This window comes from Desulfobacter curvatus DSM 3379 (assembly GCF_000373985.1).
GTDB classification, from domain to species: Bacteria; Desulfobacterota; Desulfobacteria; order Desulfobacterales; family Desulfobacteraceae; genus Desulfobacter; species Desulfobacter curvatus.
Map to the genome: position 1 here is coordinate 21,370 of NZ_KB892902.1, position 22,384 is coordinate 43,753.

Sequence of the window (22,384 nt, forward strand, 5' to 3'; positions counted from 1 at the left end):
CAGCCGGGCTGTGTTGATACGTTTCGGCAGTGGTTTTATGTATGGGCTGATCATACATGAGCAGCACTTTAGTCTTTGCCTGCACATCTAAAATAAAGATCGTGAATTGGTTAAAGAGGCGTCGACGTTTCGTCTATCATCAAAATTTTATGGCGTATTTTTTTAACCTTTTTTAATTGTCCGGTTTCACACATCAGTTTTTCAAAACTATTGACCGTATTCCTCCATAACGATCTAAGGTGGTCAGAATAACCAACGATCCAGGGATTGTAATCATCGGTATCAATAAAATGGCCATTGTAGATTTCAAGAGCCTTAAACAACAGTGCTGTCCGGGTTGCTTGAGCTGTTTCTTTTTCGGCCTGTTCAGCGATGGATTTGAACTGCCAGGCATCCACCCAGAAAATATCCGGGTTCAAAGATAGATATCCCTGGTCGAGCAAAATTGCCTGGTCATCCCCCAACAGCTTTCGTAAACGATGCAGGGTGGTGTTGATGTTCTGAATGGCCCGGTCTCCGTCCGCGTCCGGCCATAACTGATCGGCGATCGTCTCACGACTGCTTTTATAGTGGCTGCGGCAGATCAAGAGTTTAAGAAGCTCCAGGGGCTTTCTGGGTGTTTTTGTTGTAAATTCTATTGGTTGGTTGTTGCGAAGAACCTCAAAACATCCAAGCGTGCGGCATTTCAGCGGCCAAGGCCATTTTTCATCTGTGAGCGCACCTTGGGGGGGAGGTAACCGCATACAGGAGATCAATTGTGTTACGATAGGGATATGGATGTCCACTTTCAGGGCCTCCAAACAGAGCGACGCCAGTCTTGAACGTAATAGCCCTGCCGGCATCTGAAGTCCGTTTTTCGCTGCAAAAGAGAATGCAGCCCTCAGATGAGTCTGCATTACCGCTATTTGTTGTTGCACCCATGCACAATCGGCAAGAACTAACTCTCGCAGGAAATAGATAAATCCGTTGTGCTGGGGGACATTCATCGCCTCGATGCGGTCAAGCGCTTCTTGGGCCGGGGCCAGCCTTCCTCGTTCCAGTAAATAGTGGGCTTGCTGAATGGTTGAAAATGCCTGGGGAAACGGGGTTCCGCTCTTTTCGGCCAATGTGCAACTGGTATTAATATGAACCTCTGCCTCATCCCAGTCTTTAGCCAACAACGCAATTGCTGCCAGCTGAAAGTGATAATGAGCCAAGTCCCAAAGCGCATGGGGCATGAGCACTTTTTCAACCCGACGTAAATATGAACGGGCTTCGTCCAGATCTCCGATCAGGATTGCGTTGTATACCCCCTGGGTGAAGATCACAAAGTCATAAACATGTATGCCACTCTGCCTGGCCAAAGACGCTACTTCATCAATCTCACGCCGACATTTTTCTGCCTGGCCTTTTGCTCCGTACATCGAGGCCATTACCATTCGAAGACCGCATTGTGCCAGAGGCGACCCTGACTCATAGGACTTTGTAGACTGCAGACGTTTGATCAAGGTCCTGGCCTTATGAACTTGACCCATCCAGTGATATGACCAGATAAGTTTAAATCCTAAGCCGGCGAGCGCTTCCTGATTGTCTATCCGGGAAAGAATCTCTTCACACCGCTCTTGCCAAATAGGGAATTTAGGGTGTGCAAGGTTCCGCAGCATCAAGGCAACTAACATACTTTCCATAAATCGAGCAGTGGTATTTCCATCAAGCTCCGGCGAAAGCAGCTCTCCAAGACGCTCTCCTTCCGTGATCCAGCGATCCAGGTCTGTGAAAATCCCCCGCATAATAAGAAAGGACTCTACGATGCTTGACCAACTTATGATCTGGCCCATGAGATCCCCGGTTTTCTTAAAGCCTTCGAAGGACGCGATACAGAGCGCCTGTCCTTGTGGAGGCAAATTCAACATGACGGTCATTGATTGCCAATACAGTAGCCATGGATTTTGAGAGACTATTTCTTCAGGCAGAAAGGCGATCCAATCGGCAAGCGTTAGAAAACGCCCTTGGGCGAACAGTTGTGGTGCCTGGGCCAGAATCAAACCACTCAGGGACTCATAGGCCAGGGCCTCGTTGTAAAGCGCTACAGCCTCTTCCGTTAGTCCGTTCCGGGCCATTATAGCAGCCCCACGACGCTGGAAATCATAGACTTCTTTTGTTTCCAATTCCCGGTATACAAGGTTTTTTAGAAAATTATGAAACAAAGGGTGGTACTGATAGATAAGCGTTGGTGTTTGCCGTTTTTCTATAAAAAAATTGCGGCGATGGAGTTCATCAAAGATCTTCCCTGCCGCCATTTGGGTCAACTGTTCAACTGACTCCACCGTCATGCAGGGAAGCAAAGCCGTTTGCAACAGAAATCGACGGGTTTGGTCATCGATTTGAGCAAGGACTTCGCCGGCAAAATAGTCGAAAACAGAATCAGGTATCGTCGTTTCTGCCAGTTGCCTTGTTTCCGGGACGAGTTTAAGACGCATAAGCCACAGGATTAAACCGGCGCACCAGCCACCGGTAAGCCCATGGAGTTTATTCACTTCATCGCAAGATAGTTCGGTATCAAGCAATTCAGACAGCATTTGGCATTCGTTCAAGGAAAAGATAAGCTTGTCGGCACCAATATGATATAATATTCTGTTCGCCTTCAACCTGGCCATCTCTACCGGCGGGTTATTACGGGAGATGATTACTGTAACAACATTCGAAGGGAGCACTTCAATGGCTTTGCTCAATATCATCAATAGCGGCGAAGTGGCTGAAAGTTCCTGGAAATTGTCAAAAACCAGCCACATTGGAAGCGGAAGATGGGGGCAGAGCTTCTCGAAGAAATTGAGACCAAACGATTCTATGTTCGATAGATATTCGGGCCCAAATAAAGGAAGCGATTGGTTTGAAAAATTCATGAAAGGTGAAGCAGCCAGGCGCAGGTAGTAGAAAAAAGTTGCCGGATCATTATCACGGGGGTCAATTTGATACCAGAGGGAAGGAATTTTATGGTCTTCAAGGTAGCCGGCAATTAAAGAAGTTTTGCCTGATCCACCGGGGCCTGACAACCATACGGCCGAACTTTTCCGGCTTTTGTCCAATAATTGGTACAGGCGTTTACGATAAATCAATCGGTGCAGTCTGGGCGGGGTGATTTTGTTGATTTGGGCAGAGCATGCAGACATTGCTTTTTCCCTCTTATTGTACTAAGCAATTAACAACCAACATTTACAGGTATCCTGCTACCGCTTATTATTTTACAATACTCAATTTAATGGGAACGGGAAAGAGCAAAGCAAGGAAACACCTCCCCTGAAAAATAAATTTTAACCATAAAGCATGGAGTTTAATATGTTACTGAATTTTTCATTCTACAATCCGACAAAAATCTATTTCGGGAAAAATTCTATAGACAAACTTAAAGCAGAACTGACCAATTATGGTGATACCGTTCTTTTGACCTATGGCCAAAATGCTGTCAAGTCCATTGGCCTTTACGATCAGGTGACCGCCATTTTGAAAGATGCCGGGAAAAAGGTGGTTGAATTGTCCGGTGTCATGCCCAATCCCACCTATGCCAAATTGATGGAAGGCGTTAAGCTTGTAAAGGACAATAACGTTGATTTGATTTTGGCTGTGGGTGGCGGATCCGTCATTGACTGCGCCAAGGGCATTTCCGTATCCGCATACTGCGAGGAAGATCCCTTTGAAAAATACTGGTTGCGATCTAAAGGCCTGACCAATAAGATCGTTCCCGTGGCCTCTATTCTGACAATGGTGGGCACGGGATCGGAGATGAACGGCGGCTCGGTCATCACCCATGAAGAGATGAAAATCAAGGCTGGCAGGGTGTTCTCTGCGGAAGTCTACCCTAAATTTTCTATCCTGAACCCGGAATACACTTTTTCAGTATCCCGGTATCAGATGGTCAGCGGGGTGTTTGACACCATGTCCCATCTCATGGAGCAGTACTTCAGCGGTAATGACAACAACACAACTGACTATATTATTGAAAGTTTATTGAAATCATCCATTGATAATGTGCGTGCGGCCCTGAAAAATCCAGAAGATTACGAGTCTCGCAGTAACCTGATGTGGAATGCCACCCTTGCCTTGAATACCCTCACAGGACTTTCAAAGAAGCAGGACTGGCAGGTTCACATGATCGAACATCAGCTCGGGGCCTATACGGACTGTGCCCACGGCATGGGGCTTGCGGCAATTTCACTGCCCTACTACCGCCATATTTACCCCAACGGGCTGGATAAATTTGTCCGGTTTGCCAAAGAAATTTGGGGTGTTACCACTGAAGGAAAAACCAAGGAAACCATTGCAGAAGAAGGCCTCAATGCCATGGAGAATTTTTTGCATGAATGCGGCATCGTAACCAGCCTTAAAGAACTGGGCGCCACAAAAGAGATGCTTCCCAAAATCGCCGAATCTACGGTTATAGTTGGGCGTGGTTATAAAAAATTGACCCGTGATGAGATCCTGAGCATTCTGGAAGAATGTTTTTAGAGATTGTTTGGTAATTAGTGATTAAACGAAAAGTCACCCACCTGCGGCGTTGCATAAAAATATGAAATCCTCACAACCATGAGGTTGCTCCGGTTTCAAATTTTTATGCGTCTTGCATCTGGGCAACTTTTCGTCCAATCACGGGTTTTCGTTCAGGCACTAATTAGGGGTTCGAAAAAAATAAATGAAGAATACGGCACATGTGGCTTTTTATGGCATTGTTATGACAGTTGGAACTTTTTTACCATTACGTTCAGGTTTTCAGCTATCTTGGATAATTCGCCGGCACTGATATAGATCTGTTTGCTGCCTTGGCTCATCTCTTCGGTTGCATTGCTGACCTGGGTGATATCCTTTGTCACTTCAGCGGCCACAGCAGACGTCTGATTTACATTTTCATTGGCCTCCTGGACCCCCTGTGACGCCTGGGTTACGTTATTGGCTATTTCCTGGGTCGTGGCAGCCTGCTCTTCAATTGCAGCGGCAACCGCTGTAACGATGTCGTTAACCTCATTGATGATTCCCACAATCATTTCAATGGCGGCGACAGACTCATTGGTTGTTGTTTGGACCCCTTCAATTTTTTCGCTGATTTCCTTTGTTGCATCCGCTGTCTGCTGGGCAAGGGCCTTGATTTCACCTGCGACAACGGCAAAGCCCTTCCCTGCGTCGCCGGCCCTTGCCGCCTCAATGGTTGCATTCAGGGCAAGAAGGTTGGTCTGCTCGGATATATCGGCAATGGTTTCTGTTACTTTGCTGATCTCGGATGCCGCTCTTCCAAGCGCATCTACCTTTAAGGATACCTGTTTGGCCGTGTCCACAGCCCTGGATGTTGTTTCGCTGCCTTTGGCCGTGTTGCCTGAAATTTCATTTATGGTGGCCGACATCTCTTCTGCGGCCGCAACAATCATCTGTATGCTTGCGGCGGTCTGCTCTGTGGCCGCTGCAACAGAGTTCATGTTGGTTGCCATCTCCTCGGCAGAAGCTGAAACATTATTGGAGCGCTCTGCTGTCTGTTCCGAATTGGTCGTTATCTGTTCCGAAATTGCAGATAATTCTGTTGAAGAGGCTGTCAGTGTTTGTACGTCTTCTATGATTTCTCTCAGCATATGGGATAAATTTTCAGCCATATGCTTCATATCTTTATACACCCCTTTATTTTTTGTCAGATCAAATTTAAGAGCCAGATTCCCGTTTGCAATATTGTTGGTCATATCGGCGATATCTGCAGGGTCACTTCCAAGTTGGGAAAGAACACTTTGCTTAATAAACAAAGCTGTTCCTATCCCCAGGAACACAGCCAGAAGCGAGACCCCGATAATCAGCCTTTTAGAGCTGACAGTTTGCCGGTCCGTTTTCTGCTGTTGGTCAGCCTGGGAGATCTTGACAATATCCTGGACTTTACGTGCGCATGCTAACATCGTATCGTTAATTTCGTTTTGTGACTCTTTCAGTGTTTTAACCTTGGAAAAGGTCTGGCGGTATTCATTTGCGGCTTGTATGATTGATTTGTTGCCCTTTCCCATGTCAGCGATTTCATCAATTATGCTGTTGACCTTGATGAAATAGGATTCTTCTTTGCGGGCCAGGAAGTTTTTTTCATGGCGACGGCATTGCAGCACCAATTGAATCAGAGCTTGGGCGTTCTCGGCGCTCTTCATAACACTTGTAAGCTGCTTGATGTCTGCATCCTGGGCTATAAGACGGTTGAACTCAGCACGGTCTGCATCAAGAACGACCTGGGCAGCTGCTTCCACCTGCCTTGCAGATGTTTCCATTGCCACGTCTGCCTCTTTAACGCTGTTTTCCAGGGTTACATAGGTATTAAATGCCTGCCGGTATTTGTCGACCATCTGAATCATCTCATCCAACTGCCGGAGGGTTTTGGGATCAGTTGAACGGGTTTTGATTGCCTCGATTTCTTTTTTGAGTAGATCCGATTTTGTGAGGACAGCCTCTATATAAGACGTGTCACCTCTGATAATGAAATTTTTTTCCTGCTGGCGGGATTCATACATTGTCCTAATCAGATTCTCTTTGGCAGTGTTATCGGTCATATCCTTGATAAGTCTTGAGAGTCCGTTAAAACCTACTGCTGCAGCTACTATCAGCAATACCAGGACAATGCCGAATCCAATACTGATTTTTGTTCCAAGTTTAATATATCTTGACATGTTTTTTTGATTCTCCTGTTTTAATTTTTTCTCTATTTCCCACAGGGTAAACAGATTCCTTTTAAATGTTGCATTAACAATATTTGTGCCATAATGGGGGAAAGTGATTTTTATCTTTTATTTCAATATATTATATATATATCTTAAATAAGAATTGTGAGAAAAAGATGACCATATTGCGCGGGACAGGTTGGATTATGGATGGGATATCGTAGATTGCCGGTCAGATACAGGCATTGAAGGGATCAGTGATAAAAATCTTACAGTGAGATTTTTATCACTGATTGGGTTTTAGGCTTTTATACTGTCTTAACAGGGAATACAGATGCCCCTTTGAAAGACCGGACAGTTCACAGGCGGTTTTTACATCTCCGTCCACAAAGGACATCAACTGTGTAATATATTTTTTTTTCTGTGCTGTCAGAAACATTTTCAAACTCATTTCCTGAAAAGGGATACTGCCCTGGGAAAGGGATAAAAGTGCCGGTTCTTTTTTCTGCTTCAGCTTTATATTGATGTTAAACTGACGGATGTGATCGGGCAGATGTCTGGCGTACAGTTTGCCGCCTCCGTAGCAGTCTGCGCAGGCGTAATTCACTGCGCTGATCAGTTCCCTGACGTTTCCAGGCCAATTATAAACCAACAGGGCCTTCATAAACTCCGGGGTTTCCTCATATTTCAATCCGGTTTCCGGGTTGCAGTTCCGCTGGATGAAATGCCTTGCCAGAATAGGAAGATCCGATTTTCTTTTTTTCAGGGGAGGAATATCTATTTTTATGGCATTAATTCGAAAATAAAGATCTTCCCTGAAGTCTTTGTTCTTCACCATATCTTTCAAGTTCCGGTGAGTTGCAGAAACCAGTCTGAAATTGCATGAAACCTCTTCTTTCAGGCCAATGGGACGGAACCGTTTTTCCTGAAGCACCCGTAAAAATTTTTTTTGGAGGGGCAGGGAGAGCTCACCGACCTCATCCAGGAACAATGTCCCTTTATCCGCAAGCTGAATCAGACCATGTTTATCCGAATTTGCACTGGTAAAGGAGCCCTTTGTATGGCCGAACAGAATACTTTCAGCCAGATTCTCAGGCAATGCCGCACAATCCACTATAATAAAATTTTTTTCTTTGCCTGGACTGTTCTGATGAATTGCTTTTGCGAAAAGTTCCTTGCCGGTTCCTGTTTCTCCGCTGATGAGCACGGGCACATCTGTTCGGGATGCTTTAAAAATTTTTTCCAGACATTCTTTTACCTGCTGATTCTCTCCAATGATATGAGGCACCTCCAGCTTTTTGATCTGATTCGCTTTTTTTTTCTGGTGACGATATTCTATTGCATTGTCAAGGGAACGCTCAAAATCCTTATAAGATCCTCCTTTAGGGAGATAATCCCAGACCCCTGACTTAATGGCAAGGTCTGCGCCACCCTGATCACCGTAACCGGTGATAACGATTACCTCCGGCCTGGATGGATGGGTGTTTATCTCTTGAATGGCTTCCAGGCCATTTCCGTCCGGGAGCTTTACATCTAGAAAAATAACATCAACCTCATTTGAAAATAAATGATTAAGCCCCTGGGCAAGAGTCTGGTAGGCGTTGACCTCAAATTCCTTCTTGGAAAAAGTGTCTGAAAGCATATTGCAAAGGTCTGTGTTGTCGTCAATGATCAATATCTTGTACATTGGCCTTAATTTGTCCTTTCCCTATTTTTTTATTTAAATTCAAATAATTTGTTGAATTTATGTTTTGTTGTTCAATACCTGCCTTATCTTTGATAAGAAATCATCTGAGTCAAATGGTTTTTGAATATATTTTACATCATGACCCAGAATACAGTGGTGCTCAATTGCACTGTCCGGATAGCCGGACATGTAAAGTACTTTGATATTCGAATCCAGACTGTGGAGTGATTCAAACAGCTCTCTGCCATTCATCTCAGGCATGATGACATCGGTCACAAGCAAATCAAAGGATTCGTCTGAACAGGCCCATATCTCAAGTGCCTTGTTGCCGTTTTCAGCACAAAACACCGTATAGCCGCTTCGGTTCAAAATGTCTGCAACAAAATTACGCACCTCCTCATTATCCTCTGCCAGAAGAATCGTTTCGCTGCCCCTCCATTTATTAACGGCCTCTTTTTTTATTACGGAGTCAACCCGCTTTCCCGAAACATAGGGCAAATAGACTTTGAACACCGAGCCTTTGCCGACTTCACTGTTAACCCAGATATTACCTTTATGCTGTTTGACAACGCCATAGACCGTTGCAAGCCCCAGACCGGTTCCCTGCTCTCCTTTGGTTGAATAAAACGGTTCAAAAATTTTATCGCAGGTTTCTTTATCCATGCCCTGGCCGGTATCTGTAAAGCGCATCACTACATATTGGCCCGGCAGAACTCCCGGGCATTTTGACGCATAGGCCTCATCCAGTCGGGTGATACCCGTTTCAATGGTGAATTCGCCTCCGTCAGGCATGGCGTCGGCCGCATTGACCGACAGGTTCATTATAATCTGTTCCAGTTGGGTTTGGTCCGCCATGATGGTCTTTCTCCCTGGTGACCTTACGATATTGAGCCGAATATCTTCACGGATGGTACGACGGAGAAGTTTTTTAAAATCTGTAAGAATTCTATCCACATCAACCAATCGAAATTCCAGTGTCTGTTTCCGGCTGAACGCCAGCAGTTGGTTAATTAAACTTCTGGCTCCGTGCCCAGCCTTGATAATGGATTTTAATTTGGCCTGATAAGAGGCATTGTCTTTTGTATCTTCCAACAAAATTTCACTGTACCCAAGAATCGGCAATAGCAAATTATTCAAGTCATGCGCCACACCACCGGCCAGACGCCCGATGGATTCCAGTTTTCGGACCAGGTATAATTGGGTATGAAGTGCCGCTTTTTCTTTTTCCGCTTTTCTGAATTCAGTAATATCACGAATAAACATAACGAGAGTCCCACCTTCCCTTGACACGTATTTTGCATTGATTTCCACGTTATATAAACTGCCGTCTTTTCGCCGATGTCTTGTCTCAATATGTTCATATCCAATTTTTTTAACCTGAAGGATTTTAGATGCGATCTCATCAGAGGTCATACGGCCGTCCAGGTCTGGAATGCTCATTAAAAGCAGTTCCTTTTCCCCGTATCCGCTCATCTGGCAGTAGGCTTCGTTAACTTCCAGAATCCGTCCCTCCATATCGCTCAGCAAATATCCGTCCACAGCAGTTTGAAGGATTGTTTTGTATTTTATCTCTTGATCTCGCCGGGTTTCTTCCTGTTTCTTAGAAGCGGTAAGATCCCTGATGATTACAAGCATCAGGTCTCCATCTTCAAAAGAAATTCTTCGCAGGGTTACTTCACCCCAAAAAAGACTGCCGTTTTTTTTCCTGCACCTCCATTCAAATAAAAGAGGGGCTCCTCCGGCCGCCTCTTCTATCCTTGCTTTAACCTCGGTCCTGCTGTATGGAGGATTGCCTTCGCTAAGGGACAGAGTATCCTGCCTAAGCATTTCGTCCTTTGTATAGCCGAACATCTCCAGTGCGATGTGATTCGCCTCTCTGATGCGCCAATCTTGTATGTCGTGGACAAAAGCAGCGTCGCTTGCATAATTAAAAAGTGTCAGATAGGTGCCGGCGTTTCTTTTGTATTCCGATAGGGTTTGTTTCATGGGGTTAAGCCGGTGTAAATTTATTGGGTACAACAACTCTTGCAAGTTGCGTTATCCCAGAATACGGATTTCTATATTTTCTGAGATTGAAATTGGTTATTCAAAGTAATACCCGATGAAAATGGATAATGCAAAAAAAATCGACCTATGTCGGTGTGCTTCAGAATCGGTTGACCTTCGGAAAGGTTTTGGGTGCATTATGAATGTATCAGTGGTAGTATTTTTCATTTACGGTGTTCTTAAAGACAGCGCCTTTAACTTTCGGCAAAACTGGTAAAAATCAAAACCGGAGTACTATAAAACCGTTCAGGGGAGCGAAAATGAGAATCAGATACAATTCACCTGTGGTACTGACCTATGTCCTTCTGGCACTGATCTGTCTTGCTCTGCCGGTCTCAAAATTTCTGGGAATGAGCCTGGCATCACCTTCACAGCCGGCGTTTTCAGATCCTGTGTTTTATGCTCGGCTTTTTACATATGTCCTGGCCCATGCCGGATGGGTTCATTTCAAAGGCAATCTGATCATGATTCTTTTGTTGGGACCACTTCTGGAAGAAAAATACGGTTCATGGCTGATTTTTGAAATGATGATGATAACCGCTGCGGCAACCGGATTGATCGGTGCGATGATTTTTCATACCTCCCTTGTGGGGGGAAGCGGTTTGGTGTTTATGATGATTTTACTCAGCTCTTTTTCAAATTTCAGGAACAGGGAAATTCCTTTGTCCTTTATTCTGGTGGCCGTGATTTATATTGGCTCTGAATTGACGCAAGCCTTCAATGATGATCATATTTCCCACTTTGGCCATCTGGCAGGCGGCCTTTTTGGGGCAGGGTTTGGATTTTTAAGAGGGCGAAATCGGTAACGCCCGTTCTTTCAGGCAGGCATAAATGTCTGTGGTAGGGACCGCTCCTTGGCGAAGAATTTGGGGAGGTGTGCAGGTTACATCAACAACCGTTGAACCGGCACCGCCTTGAACCGGACCTGCGTCCAGAACCAGGTTGGCTTGTTCAACAATTTCATCAGCCAGCATATCTGCTCGGGTGGACCCTGCGTGGCCGGACAGATTGGCACTGGTGCCGGTGACGGGAAAATCAACGCTGTTGACCAGCGCTTTGGCCACAGGATGCCGGGGTAAACGGATGCCAAGTTTTTGGCGTCCTGCCGTAAGTTGGGAGTTAACACAATCCGCCACATCGAAGACCAGGGTCAGACCGCCGGGCCAGAATTTGTTCATGAGTATCCTGGCCGTATCCGGAATGGTTGTAACAAGGCCGTCAAGCTGGTTCGTGTTTTTTATCAGGACCAGAATAGGGTTGTGACGGGGGCGCTGTTTGAGCCGGAATACTTTTTCAACGGCATCGGCGGACAAAGCGTTGGCCGCCACCCCGTAGAGGCAGGCCGCCGGAAAAATTACCAGGCCGCCGGTGTTAAGTATACCGGCGGCCTGTTTTATGATGTGGGGATCCGGGTGGTCTTTGTCCACCCGGATGATTTTATTTAGGACCATTTTTGATTTTTTAATTCAGGATAGAATCAGGCTTAAATCGCAAGGCAACGGCATCAGGCAAAAGATGCGGCTTTTTGTTCCACCTTGTCTGCCATCTCCTTTTTAAATGCAGCCAGTTTCTCCGCCACGACCGGATTAGATACCCCGATGATTTGGGCTGCCGTGATGCCGGCATTCTGGGCCCCGGATTTGCCGATGGCCATGGTGGAAACCGGAATGCCGGGGGGCATCTGTACTGTTGCCAGAAGTGCATCCATGCCTTGAAGGGCACTGGAGTCAATGGGGACGCCTATAACGGGCAGGGTGGTGTGGGCGGCAATGACACCGGCCAGATGTGCCGCATGTCCCGCCCCGCAAATAAGTACCTTGACCCCCTGTTCCCGGGCCTGGGTTGCCAGTTGCACCGCCTTTTCAGGGGTTCTGTGGGCTGATGCCACAGTGACATAATAGGGGATGTCAAATTTTTTGAGCATAATGAGCGCTTTTTGCATCACCGAAAAATCCGATTCGGATCCCATGATTACACCCACCTGGGGCGGGATGGCCATGCGTTTCAAGGCCTTGGCACCAATATCCTTTCTTTTGAAGCAGTCCTTGAAATCAATTTTAGCACAGGCGTCATAGGCCGTATTGATGGCGTCTCCAACCGTATCACCCAGGGATGTCACCCCAAGCACCCGGCCGCCGGATGCCACAACTTTGCCGTTGTCCATCGCTGTGCCGGCATGAAATACTACGGTATCCTTGACCCCATTGGCTTGATCCAGTCCTGTGATCTCATGCCCCTTTTCATAAGATCCCGGATATCCGCCTGCAGCAATGACCACACACATGGCAGCCCTTGGATCAATTTGGATTTTATGGTTATGCAGGGTGCCGTTACAGCAGGCCTCCATTAAAGGCACTATATCATTTTTCAGGCGCATGAGAATGGGTTGGGTTTCAGGGTCACCAAGACGGGTGTTGAATTCCAGCACCTTAATGCTGTCCTTGTCCACCATTAATCCGGCGTAGAGCACCCCTTTAAAGGGTGTGCCTTCCTTGGCCATGCCTTTCACCGCCGGGATCATCACCTCTTCCATGGCCTTGGTGCGCAGCAGGTAATCTAAAACAGGTGCGGGCGAATATGCGCCCATGCCGCCGGTATTAGGACCTTTATCATCATCAAATATCCGTTTGTGGTCCTGGGATTCGGGCAGGGCAAGCACGGTGTTACCGTCTGTGAAGACAATAAAGGAGGCTTCTTCGCCCTTAAGACATTCCTCCACCACCACCACGGCTCCGGCATCGCCAAATTTGTTGCCTTCCAGCATGTCGTCAATGGCGGTGTTTGCCTCTTCAAGGGTGGTGCAGACAATGACACCCTTGCCGGCGGCAAGTCCGTCCGCCTTGACCACGCATGGTGCTCCCAGGGCTTTTGCATAAAGCTTGGCCCGCTCAGGATCGGTAAAGGCTTTGCCCTCCGCACAGGGGATGCCGTATTTGAGCATATGATTTTTGGAAAATACCTTGGACCCTTCAAGCTGGGCTGCAGCACCGGACGGACCGAATACGGCAAGTCCTTTTTCTTGAAAAACATCTGCAATGCCTGCCACCAGAGGTCCTTCGGGACCCACAACAGTCAAATCTATTTGGTTTTCTTCGGCAAATGCTGCCAGGGCATCAATATCTTCAGCACCGATATTCACATTTTCAGCCAGGGTTGCGGTGCCTGCATTACCCGGGGCACAGTATATTTTATCTGCAAGTGGGCTTTTGGCAATTTTCCAGACCAGGGTATGTTCCCGGCCGCCGCTGCCGACTACAAGAATTTTCATTGGGCTCTCCTTAAATTTGTTCTTTTATTCTCTTCTATGGCAAGTTCAATGAGTTTGTCCATGAGGACGCCAAATCCATAGCCCGCCTTGGCTGCGGACTGGGGGTAGAGACTGGTGGCTGTCATACCTGGGATGGTGTTGGTTTCAAGGACATGCAGTTCACCGTCCGAAAGCAGCATGTCTGTTCTGGAATAGCCTTTAAGAAACAGAGCGTTGTGGGCTTCAACAGCTAATTTTTGTACCTGCCGTGTGGTCTGTTCATCAATGCGGGCCGGGCAGATTTCATTGGTTTCTCCAGCCACGTACTTGGCCTGGTAATCAAAATATTCATGGCCGTCGCCGGGAACTATTTCAATAACAGGCAGGGCCTCAAGCTCCTGATTGCCCAAAACGCCGCAGGTCAGTTCCGTGCCCTTGATATATTGTTCAAGGATCAACGTGTCATCATTTTGAAACCCTGTTTCAATGGCTTGTGACAGGTCTTTTTCATCAGATACGATGCTCATGCCCACCGAAGAACCGGCGCAGACCGGTTTGACCACAATGGGAAGTCCAAGCGACTTTAACTTTTCAGGATCAGGAACCGGCGCGTGGGTACAAATAGATAAATAGTCAGGCGTCGGAATGCCTGCCTGGCGGTAAAGCCTTTTGGCGATCAGTTTGTTCATGGCAACGGCAGATCCCAAAACACCTGCGCCCTGATAGGGGATGTTTAAAAGATCCAGAAGCCCCTGAATCGTACCATCTTCCCCAAAGGGCCCATGCAGAATAATCAGGGCCGCATCAATATCCGGTGCATCTGTGACAAGTTTTGCCAGATCAAATTTGGGATCATATCGTTTGATGTCGTATTTTTCTTTATCAAGGGCCTCAAACACCTGATTTCCACTGTTTAGAGATACTTCCCGCTCTGTGGACACCCCGCCTGATAACAGGGCCAGCCTGATTTTTTTCATACATCTCCCTTTTGGTCTTGTGGATGTTCCGCTATTTACATTCAGATAGGTATGATCAGCCCTGGATGATGCTTTGACGCGCTTTGTCGAACTCTTCTTTGGAGATCAGATCTTTTTCATAAAGCCCGTTAAGTTCCAGCAATCTACGTTCGGCTCTGTCACTTGCGCTTTCAATAAGCCGGTCATCGGAGTAGGGGGAAAGGCCGGTGTGGTTCGGCAGCAAGGCCGGCTCTTTGGCCTTAATTTCAAAGGAAGCAAGCCCGCCAAGCAGTCGTATCTCAACAGCCCTGTCCTGGAATTGTGGGGTGCCCAGCACTTCGCTTAGAGAAGATGAGGTTGCTCTCATTCTGGCGTAAATGAACCAGACAATGGAAAGTACCAGGATGGCGATGCCGGCCATGATCCATGGAAGATAGTGATAAATGCCCCTGAACAGCAGGGCGGTAAGACCGATGCCGGCTAGAAGAAATACGTGGAGCAGCAGTATAAAATAGGCAACAAAAATGTTTCTAAATAATCCGTCTTTGTCTTTTTTGCGTATATTCATTTTATTTTTCTCAATAATGAAGTTCTGTACTGGTCCCGGGCCAAGGCGCTGCCGGGTCCGGTTGAACGGACTGCATCAAGCTTGGCCATCAGGTAATTTAGTTTTTTGTGCAGCTTTGCCTGATCCTCGGATGTCCGCCCCTGGTCCATGATTTCACGTACATGGGCCATCTGTTTTCTGATTTCAACTTCGGGGGGCAGAAACCCTGAATTTTTTAAAATCTTATGGGCCATGCGAAGATCATTGGGCACATGGCTTTCCTCAAACAATAATGGTTTGCCCTTGCCTTCAAGATTGTCAAACCGACCCTGTTTTTGGGCGGTTTTGATACGCTCTTCAACTATGGCTTCAAATCCAGGAATCATAAAGATGAACCACAATAAATTATGGACGCCTCCGGTGGATTGGTTGCTGCGTAAGCAGACCTTATACCGATCTGCATTAAGGACATAAATTCTATTAAACCGGGCCGTGTTTTGCAAGCTATTTTCTTGACACCTAAATGGCAATACTGTATCACCACTATGCTGATTACTAAGCTTTTACTAATTATAGATACGATACCTATGAGCAAGCAAAAAAATATATCAAAGATTAGAAATATCGGGATCATGGCCCACATTGACGCGGGCAAGACCACGGTGACGGAGCGCATTCTTTATTACACGGGAAGGTCCCATAAGATAGGCGAAGTTCATGACGGCGAGGCCACCATGGACTGGATGCAGGATGAGCAGGACCGGGGGATTACCATTACCTCGGCCGTGACCTACTGCCAGTGGAAAGGGGCCACTATTCAGATCATCGACACTCCGGGCCATGTGGATTTCACCGTGGAGGTGGAACGGGCTTTGCGGGTCCTGGACGGGGCAATCGGCGTGTTTTGCGCCGTGGGCGGGGTTGAACCCCAGTCCGAAACGGTCTGGCGCCAGGCCGACCGGTACAAGGTCCCGAGAATGGCCTTCATCAATAAGATGGACCGCACCGGTGCCGATTTTTTTGCTGCCTGTGATTCCATCAAAGAAAAGCTGTCTGCCAATCCTGTGATGATCCAGGTGCCCATCGGGGCCGAGGACCGATTCCAGGGAGTCATTGATCTTTTGACCATGGAGCAGATTGCCTGGAATGATGAAACATTAGGCGCCGAATATACAGCTGGGCCCATTGAAGATGAGTTCCGGGAGCTGGCCGAAGAATACCGGGACAAACTTCTGGAAGCGGTATCCGAACTTGATGATGACATCATGGAGAAATATTTGGGCGAAGAAGAGATCTCTGTGGATGAGCTTCGAATCGCCATCCGGGCGGCGACCATTCGCCGGGATATGGTGCCTGTGCTTTGTGGGTCTGCCCTGAGGAACAAAGGGGTTCAGCCGCTTCTGGACGCCATTGACTATTACCTGCCAAGCCCCAAGGACGTTCCCCCGGTTAAAGGTGTGCACCCTGAAACCGATGAGATCCTTGAATTCAAGCCGGAAAAAAATGGTCCTCTGGCTGCATTGATTTTTAAAGTATCCATGATCGAAGGACGCAAACTCTCCTTTGCCCGGATTTATTCGGGAAAAATTGCTTCGGGTGGTGATGTGTTTAATCCTGCCCTGAACCGCAAGGAAAAACTATCCAGAATTTTAAGAATGCACGCCAACAAGCGCGAGCGTCTGGATGAAGCCTCGGCCGGTGATATTGTCGGCATTGTGGGCCTTAAAAGTTCCGTTACCGGCGATACCCTTTGCAATCCGGATCACCCGGTACTTCTGGAAAAGATGGAATATGCACTGCCGGTCATCTCCATTGCCATTGAGCCCAAAACCCATGCAGATCAGGAAAAGCTTGATGATGTGCTGGAAAAATTTATGATTGAGGATCCCACCCTTAAAGTGAGCAAAGATGAAGAGACCGGTCAGACCATTTTGTCGGGCATGGGCGAACTTCATCTTGAAATCATCATTTCAAGGATGGTCAAGGAGTTCAATACCAGTGTAAATGTGGGCAAACCCCAGGTGGTTTACCGGGAAATCATTACAGCGCCTGCAACCGGCCAGGCCGTATTTGACCGGGAGATCCAGGGTAAATCCCATTATGCCAACGTCACCGTGGAACTTAATCCTTTAAATCGGGGGCAGGGGGTTACCTTCAAATCCCTTGTACCCGAAGAAAAAATTGCACCCCAATATATTCCGAATATTGAAACCGGAATCAGGGAAAGTCTGGATGGTGGGTTCCTCAAGGGATATCCCATCGTAGATGTTGAAATTGTGCTGGCTGACGGATTTAGCGAGGAAGGAAAAACTTCGGAACTGGGTTTTGGGGTGTGCGCAGCCATGGCTGTAAAAGAGGCCTTGAAAAATGCCAAAATGGCCCTGCTTGAACCCATCATGGATGTGGAGGTGTTTGTGCCGGATGCTAATATGGGGGATGCCATTGCAGACCTCAATGCCAGGGGGGGCAGGGTGGAATCCATTACCCCAAAATCCAACATCCAGGTCATCAAAGCCGTGGTCCCCTTATCAAAGATGTTTGGTTATTCCACCGCCCTGCGTTCAGCCACCCAGGGTCGGGGCACCTTTACCATGCAGTTTAAAAGTTTTGATACCGTGTGATGCAATTCATTCACAATCTGCCCTTCATGCGGGGGATGATGTCAGGCTGCTTTAAATTTTTAACGACATTGCAGATGCCTTTTTGTTGTATCGGTACCTGCAATGTCGTGTTTGGTTTTTGTGCGCCGATTGCTGTTTCAAGTTGATCGGCCTGTGGAAAATCCGAGCGGTAATCTCACCGCCTGGGGATTAGAGCTGAATTGATCTAACCGGCTACATCAATTCCAGGATCACATCCCAGATGCTTATCGGGGTTCTCGCATTCAAAGTTGTTGTGTCTGGTATCTACATGACCTTCGTTTCTTTCCTGATCGCTTTCAACGTAGTCTTCAAATCTTCTTTCAGTCATTCTATCACCTCATATATTATTTTTATATTTGATTTTGTTTTAAAAGACTTCGTTTCGTCTTTAGATAAAATTATAAGCCACAACTTATTTTATTCAAGGGTGAAATATATTTTTTTAAAAAATTTAATCTGATCGACAACTTTGGACAGGGGACGGACATTATCTTAAAATCATATAAAAACAAAAATCCATTGGAACAAACTATTTGTTGCCAAATGGAATTTTTAGTATACTGATTTGATATTCTTTGTTATGAATCGCAACAATCGTATATATGAGCAGAGCTAAAGGAGCATTATGTCTTGGTTGCTTCCATCAGTAATCGCCACAATGATCGGAACAATCCTCCTGTTGTTCACGTATTTTTATCTATACCTGATAGATAATAAAAAATATCTGGGAATCTGGACGATAAGCTGGGCCATCTATACCACAAGATTCGTTTTTATGCTGTGCTTCATTAAAGGATATATCAGTCCTTTCTTTTTGATCGCCAATCAACTCAGCACGCTTGTGAGCGGTATCATGTTGTTGTGGGGAACATATTGTTATAGTAATAAAAAATTTCCAACAGTCTGGATTTATCTTTCAGTCGGCATCATTGGATGGGTATTCGTCAGCACCGTACAAAAATTTTCCTTCCTTTTTATCACGTTGCCCACATTCTCATTTTTAGCCGCAATTTATATTTCAACAGGTATCCTGTTTCTGAGATCAGGAAATCAGGGAAAAAAAGAGAACGCAATCGTCGGTATTGCATATATTCTCTGGGGCGTTCACAAGGTAGACTATCCCTTTTTAAGGCCCGTCGCCTGGTTTGCGCCCTGGGGGTATCTTTTGGGCGCAGTTCTTGAGTTCGTTATCGCTTTGGGAATGTTATTAGCCTATTTTAACAAAACACGAGCCGAATTAAAAAGAAACGAAGAAAAATACCGTCGGTTAACTGATAATGCAACGGATATGATTTATCGAATGTCGTTGCCCGATGGAAAATATGAGTATGTAAGCCCCGCCTCAGAAACGATTTTCGGCGTTCCCCCCGAGACTTGGTATACTAATCTGATGTTAATTCGAGATATTATCCATCCTGATTTTTATGGATATTGTAAAGAAAAATGGGTGCGGATGTTGAAAGGGGAATTAGATCCCAGTTTCGAGTACAAGATTCTTTATAAAGGGGATAAAACAAAGTGGATTCATCAACGCAATGTCGGTATTCGAAATGAAAATGGAGAATTGATTGCTATTGAGAGTATTGTAACGGATGTCACAGACCGTAAAGCCGTTGAAGAATCTCTGCGTGAAAGCGAAGCGCGGTTTAAGGCTCTCCACAACGCCTCCTTTGGCGGCATAGGCATTCATGACAAAGGCATTATCATAGATTGCAACCAGGGGCTGTCGGACATGACGGGGTATTCGCTTGACGAACTGACAGGAATGGATGGTCTGCAGCTTATTGCCGAGCAGTCAAGATCCATGGTTATGGATAACATACTATCAGGTTATGAAAAGCCATATGAGGCCTTCGGATTGCGCAAAAACGGCGAGCAATTTCCAATGCGGCTGGAAGCAAAGAATATCCCGTACAAAGGTAAAGAGGTCAGAACGGTTGAATTCAGAGATATCACAGAACAAAAAAAGGCAGAGCAGGATAAAGAAGAACTCCAGCAGCAACTGATCCAAGCACAGAAAATGGAATCGGTGGGCAGACTGGCCGGCGGTGTGGCCCATGATTTTAACAATATGCTTAGTATTATTCTTGGTAATATTGAATTGGTGCAGGACGATATTGACCCGGACAGCCCCTTGTTTTCAACTATTTGTGAAATCAAAAAAGCGGCTTTGCGCTCTGCCGATCTTACCGGCCAACTGCTTGCCTTTGCCCGAAAGCAAACGGTTTCCCCGAAAATTTTTAACCCGAACCATGCAATCGACGGCATGTTCAAGATGCTTAAAAGACTGATCGGAGAAGATATCGATCTGTTATGGCGCCCTAAAAAACATTTATGGTCGGTTAAGATAGATCCGTCTCAGATAGATCAAATCCTGGCCAATCTGTGCGTCAATGCAAGGGATGCAATAGACGATGTAGGCAAAATTACCATTGAAACCGATAATATCCTTTTAGATGATGATTATTGCAGGCAGCACAATGGTTTCAGGCCTGGTGAGTATGTCTTCATCGGCGTCAGTGACAATGGTTGTGGTATGGATAAAGAAACACTCAATAAACTGTTTGAACCCTTTTTTACAACCAAGAGACAAGGAGAAGGAACCGGCCTGGGACTGGCAACCGTATACGGAATCATCAAGCAAAACAATGGATTTATAAATGTATACAGTGAACCCGGACAAGGGACCACCTTCAAATTATATATTCCCCGATATGAGGAACTACAGGATGAGGAGCCCGTAGCTGTAAAAGAAAAATTTCAAAAAGGCGTTGAGACAATACTCCTGGTCGAAGATGAAAAATCAATCCTTCGAATGGTAAAAATAATGCTGGAGCGACTTGGGTATACGGTTTTGACGGCCAACACACCGGAGGAAGCGATGCGGATTTGCAATCCTTCCAATGTAAAAATTGACCTGCTGATCACTGATGTTGTGATGCCGTCAATGAACGGGCGTGAGTTGGCCCAAGCAGTTTCTCAAATATTCCCAAATATAAAATGCCTGTATATGTCCGGATATACGCGTAATGTGATTGCCCATAGGGGGATACTGGGCGAAGGCTTGAATTTCATACACAAACCATTTTCAAGGATGGACATCTCGCTGAAAATAAGAGAGATATTAGATGAAAAAGATGATTAAACTCCAGGTGGGTTACATGCGGTTGCTTTAGCGAGTTCTTTTTTTGCCATTGCCTTTTAGATTTTCCAGCTCGTTTTCTGCCTTTTCCCGCATCTTTTCATCGTCCAGGGTGTCAAGGGCCCGCTCAAGCTGGCGGGCCGCGTTTTGTTCGTCATGGATACGGGCATAATAAACACCGAGATAATAGTTGGACAGGGCCTGTTTTGACTCTCTGGACATGATTTCGGCCATGTGGTAGTTGGCTTTTTCAAATCCGGGTTTGTCGGTGCTGAGTACATGTTCAAGGCCCTTTTGGGCTGCCGGTAGGTTGCCGGTGTGGATCTGGGCAATAGAGCGGTTGAAAACGGCCCAGTCCTCCAGCAGGGGATCATCTGCCATACTGTCCAGAATCGTTATGGCACGGTTGTATTCAGTGTTACGGATGTAAAGTCGGCCTAGTTCCAAGAGAATCATGGGCTCAAACGGATTTTTTGCCAGGGCTTTATTGAGTTGTTCGATCCCCTCATTCATCCGTGTGGCCCGGCCGTATAAGAGGCCTAAGCCGTAGTGGAAGGCCACATTGTCAGGGTTGTTCTGCAGGGCAAGTTCAATTTTCGGGATGTAGGTGTCAAGGTCGCCGTAAAGCCCGATCACTCGGTATTTAACCATGTTGTAGTCAAAATTTTCCGGTGGTAGGGGTTTGTCGGCAGGTGGCTTGTAATCGGCAAGAATTCCAGATAGATGGGATACCCTGGCTGTTGTGCCCGGGTGGGTTTTAAAGTAATCGGGGATATTTTCAATTCCCTGGTAATCGGTCTGTCTGATTTTCAGCAAGCTCTCCAGTATCCCGTCGGGCGAATATCCTGTTTTTTCAAGAAAAAGAACTGCCTTTTGATCTGCCTCGGTTTCATTTTCCCGGGTATAGGTCAGCATGGCTGACTGCCCGGCAGCCATGGAGCCGATGGTCAGGGCCTGGCCCGCTTCTGAACTGCCCGATGCGGCACCCACCAGGATGCCGGCAAGCATTCCGGCCAGGCTGCCGGTTCCCACTATCTTGGACCGGTCAATGGATTGGGATACATGCCGGCCCACGGCATGGCCTATTTCATGAGCCAGGATGCCTGCAAGTTCGTCCATAGTATCCAGAGACGCAATTAATCCACGGTGCACAAAAATATTGGCGGCCGGGGTGGCAAATGCATTGAAGGAGTCGTCATTGATCATGTAAAAATCAAAATGAAAGGGCTGGGGCGGCAATGGTTTGACAATGGCGTTGCCCACAATGTCGATCATCTTCTGGGCAACGGGGTCATGAAGAATGACACCTTTGTCTTTGATGAGTTGTAAATATTCCTTGCCCAGCTTTAGTTCGTCAGGAATGGAGATGGCAAAGCCGGCGTCAGGGAATAAAAAGACAATCAGCAAAATGAGGCTTACCGCCTGTTTAAATCGCTTCATATTTACCCGAAATTTTTTAAGAACAGTCTT

The 22,384-nt window shown here is 46.5% G+C and carries 15 protein-coding genes; 4 read left to right on the plus strand and 11 right to left on the minus strand.

The features are described 5' to 3' along the window. Positions 1-110: 110 nt before the first annotated feature. Positions 111-3,032 (minus strand): AfsR/SARP family transcriptional regulator, encoded by a 2,922-nt coding sequence (locus B147_RS0101500; protein ID WP_157237726.1) that lies wholly within the window; start codon positions 3,030-3,032, stop codon positions 111-113. A gap of 283 nt (positions 3,033-3,315) precedes the next feature. Here B147_RS0101500 and B147_RS0101505 point away from each other — a divergent pair, with 283 nt between their 5' ends. Further along, positions 3,316-4,482: an iron-containing alcohol dehydrogenase gene (locus B147_RS0101505; protein WP_020585492.1), complete on the plus strand. Its 1,167-nt coding sequence runs from the start codon at positions 3,316-3,318 to the stop codon at positions 4,480-4,482. Positions 4,483-4,703: 221 nt separating this feature from the next. On the opposite strand, the gene B147_RS29900 is transcribed toward B147_RS0101505, so the two are convergent. The 3 genes from B147_RS29900 to B147_RS0101520 all read right to left on the minus strand — a co-directional run bounded on the left by B147_RS29900 (position 4,704) and on the right by B147_RS0101520 (position 10,320). Further along, the gene (locus B147_RS29900; RefSeq protein WP_020585493.1) at positions 4,704-6,656 is read right to left on the minus strand and encodes a methyl-accepting chemotaxis protein; all 1,953 of its coding nucleotides are present in this window, start codon (positions 6,654-6,656) and stop codon (positions 4,704-4,706) included. A 277-nt stretch (positions 6,657-6,933) separates the two neighbouring features. Further along, positions 6,934-8,334 (minus strand): sigma-54-dependent transcriptional regulator, encoded by a 1,401-nt coding sequence (locus tag B147_RS0101515; protein ID WP_020585494.1) that lies wholly within the window; start codon positions 8,332-8,334, stop codon positions 6,934-6,936. Between the two features lie 57 nt (positions 8,335-8,391). Further along, on the minus strand, positions 8,392-10,320 hold the full coding sequence (locus B147_RS0101520) for a hybrid sensor histidine kinase/response regulator (RefSeq protein ID WP_020585495.1): 1,929 nt from the start codon (positions 10,318-10,320) through the stop codon (positions 8,392-8,394). 320 nt (positions 10,321-10,640) lie between these two features. Between B147_RS0101520 and B147_RS0101525 the strand changes: the two genes are divergently transcribed. Further along, the gene (locus tag B147_RS0101525; protein ID WP_020585496.1) at positions 10,641-11,186 is read left to right on the plus strand and encodes a rhomboid family intramembrane serine protease; all 546 of its coding nucleotides are present in this window, start codon (positions 10,641-10,643) and stop codon (positions 11,184-11,186) included. On the opposite strand, the gene B147_RS0101530 is transcribed toward B147_RS0101525, so the two are convergent. From B147_RS0101530 to B147_RS0101550, 5 genes are read right to left on the minus strand one after another with little or no spacing between them, the layout of a single operon-like run. Next, complete coding sequence (locus tag B147_RS0101530; protein ID WP_020585497.1) at positions 11,166-11,831, minus strand: L-threonylcarbamoyladenylate synthase; 666 nt, start codon at positions 11,829-11,831, stop codon at positions 11,166-11,168. The two genes, B147_RS0101525 and B147_RS0101530, sit on opposite strands and share 21 nt — an antisense overlap. 53 nt (positions 11,832-11,884) lie before the next feature. Further along, positions 11,885-13,648, minus strand: coding sequence for a phosphoribosylamine--glycine ligase (gene purD / locus B147_RS0101535; RefSeq protein ID WP_020585498.1), 1,764 nt, complete (start codon positions 13,646-13,648; stop codon positions 11,885-11,887). After that, positions 13,645-14,604, minus strand: coding sequence for a D-alanine--D-alanine ligase family protein (locus tag B147_RS0101540; RefSeq protein ID WP_020585499.1), 960 nt, complete (start codon positions 14,602-14,604; stop codon positions 13,645-13,647). Before B147_RS0101540 ends, purD begins: the two co-directional genes overlap by 4 nt. A gap of 55 nt (positions 14,605-14,659) precedes the next feature. After that, on the minus strand, positions 14,660-15,151 hold the full coding sequence (locus B147_RS0101545) for a hypothetical protein (RefSeq protein ID WP_020585500.1): 492 nt from the start codon (positions 15,149-15,151) through the stop codon (positions 14,660-14,662). Then, positions 15,148-15,516 carry a DnaJ family domain-containing protein gene (locus tag B147_RS0101550; protein WP_026259467.1) on the minus strand — a complete coding sequence of 123 codons (369 nt, stop codon included), beginning with the start codon at positions 15,514-15,516 and terminating at the stop codon, positions 15,148-15,150. Before B147_RS0101550 ends, B147_RS0101545 begins: the two co-directional genes overlap by 4 nt. 201 nt (positions 15,517-15,717) lie before the next feature. Here B147_RS0101550 and fusA point away from each other — a divergent pair, with 201 nt between their 5' ends. Beyond that, on the plus strand, positions 15,718-17,751 hold the full coding sequence (gene fusA / locus B147_RS0101555) for an elongation factor G (protein ID WP_020585502.1): 2,034 nt from the start codon (positions 15,718-15,720) through the stop codon (positions 17,749-17,751). 205 nt (positions 17,752-17,956) lie between these two features. Here fusA and B147_RS32085 read toward each other — a convergent pair whose 3' ends face one another. Further along, complete coding sequence (locus B147_RS32085) at positions 17,957-18,100, minus strand: hypothetical protein (RefSeq protein WP_169400693.1); 144 nt, start codon at positions 18,098-18,100, stop codon at positions 17,957-17,959. Positions 18,101-18,397: 297 nt separating this feature from the next. Between B147_RS32085 and B147_RS29905 the strand changes: the two genes are divergently transcribed. After that, positions 18,398-20,917, plus strand: coding sequence for a PAS domain S-box protein (locus B147_RS29905; RefSeq protein WP_020585504.1), 2,520 nt, complete (start codon positions 18,398-18,400; stop codon positions 20,915-20,917). Between the two features lie 27 nt (positions 20,918-20,944). Here the strand turns inward: B147_RS29905 and B147_RS0101570 are convergent, their stop codons facing one another. Further along, positions 20,945-22,354: a M48 family metallopeptidase gene (locus tag B147_RS0101570; protein ID WP_245568883.1), complete on the minus strand. Its 1,410-nt coding sequence runs from the start codon at positions 22,352-22,354 to the stop codon at positions 20,945-20,947. Positions 22,355-22,384: the final 30 nt, after the last annotated feature.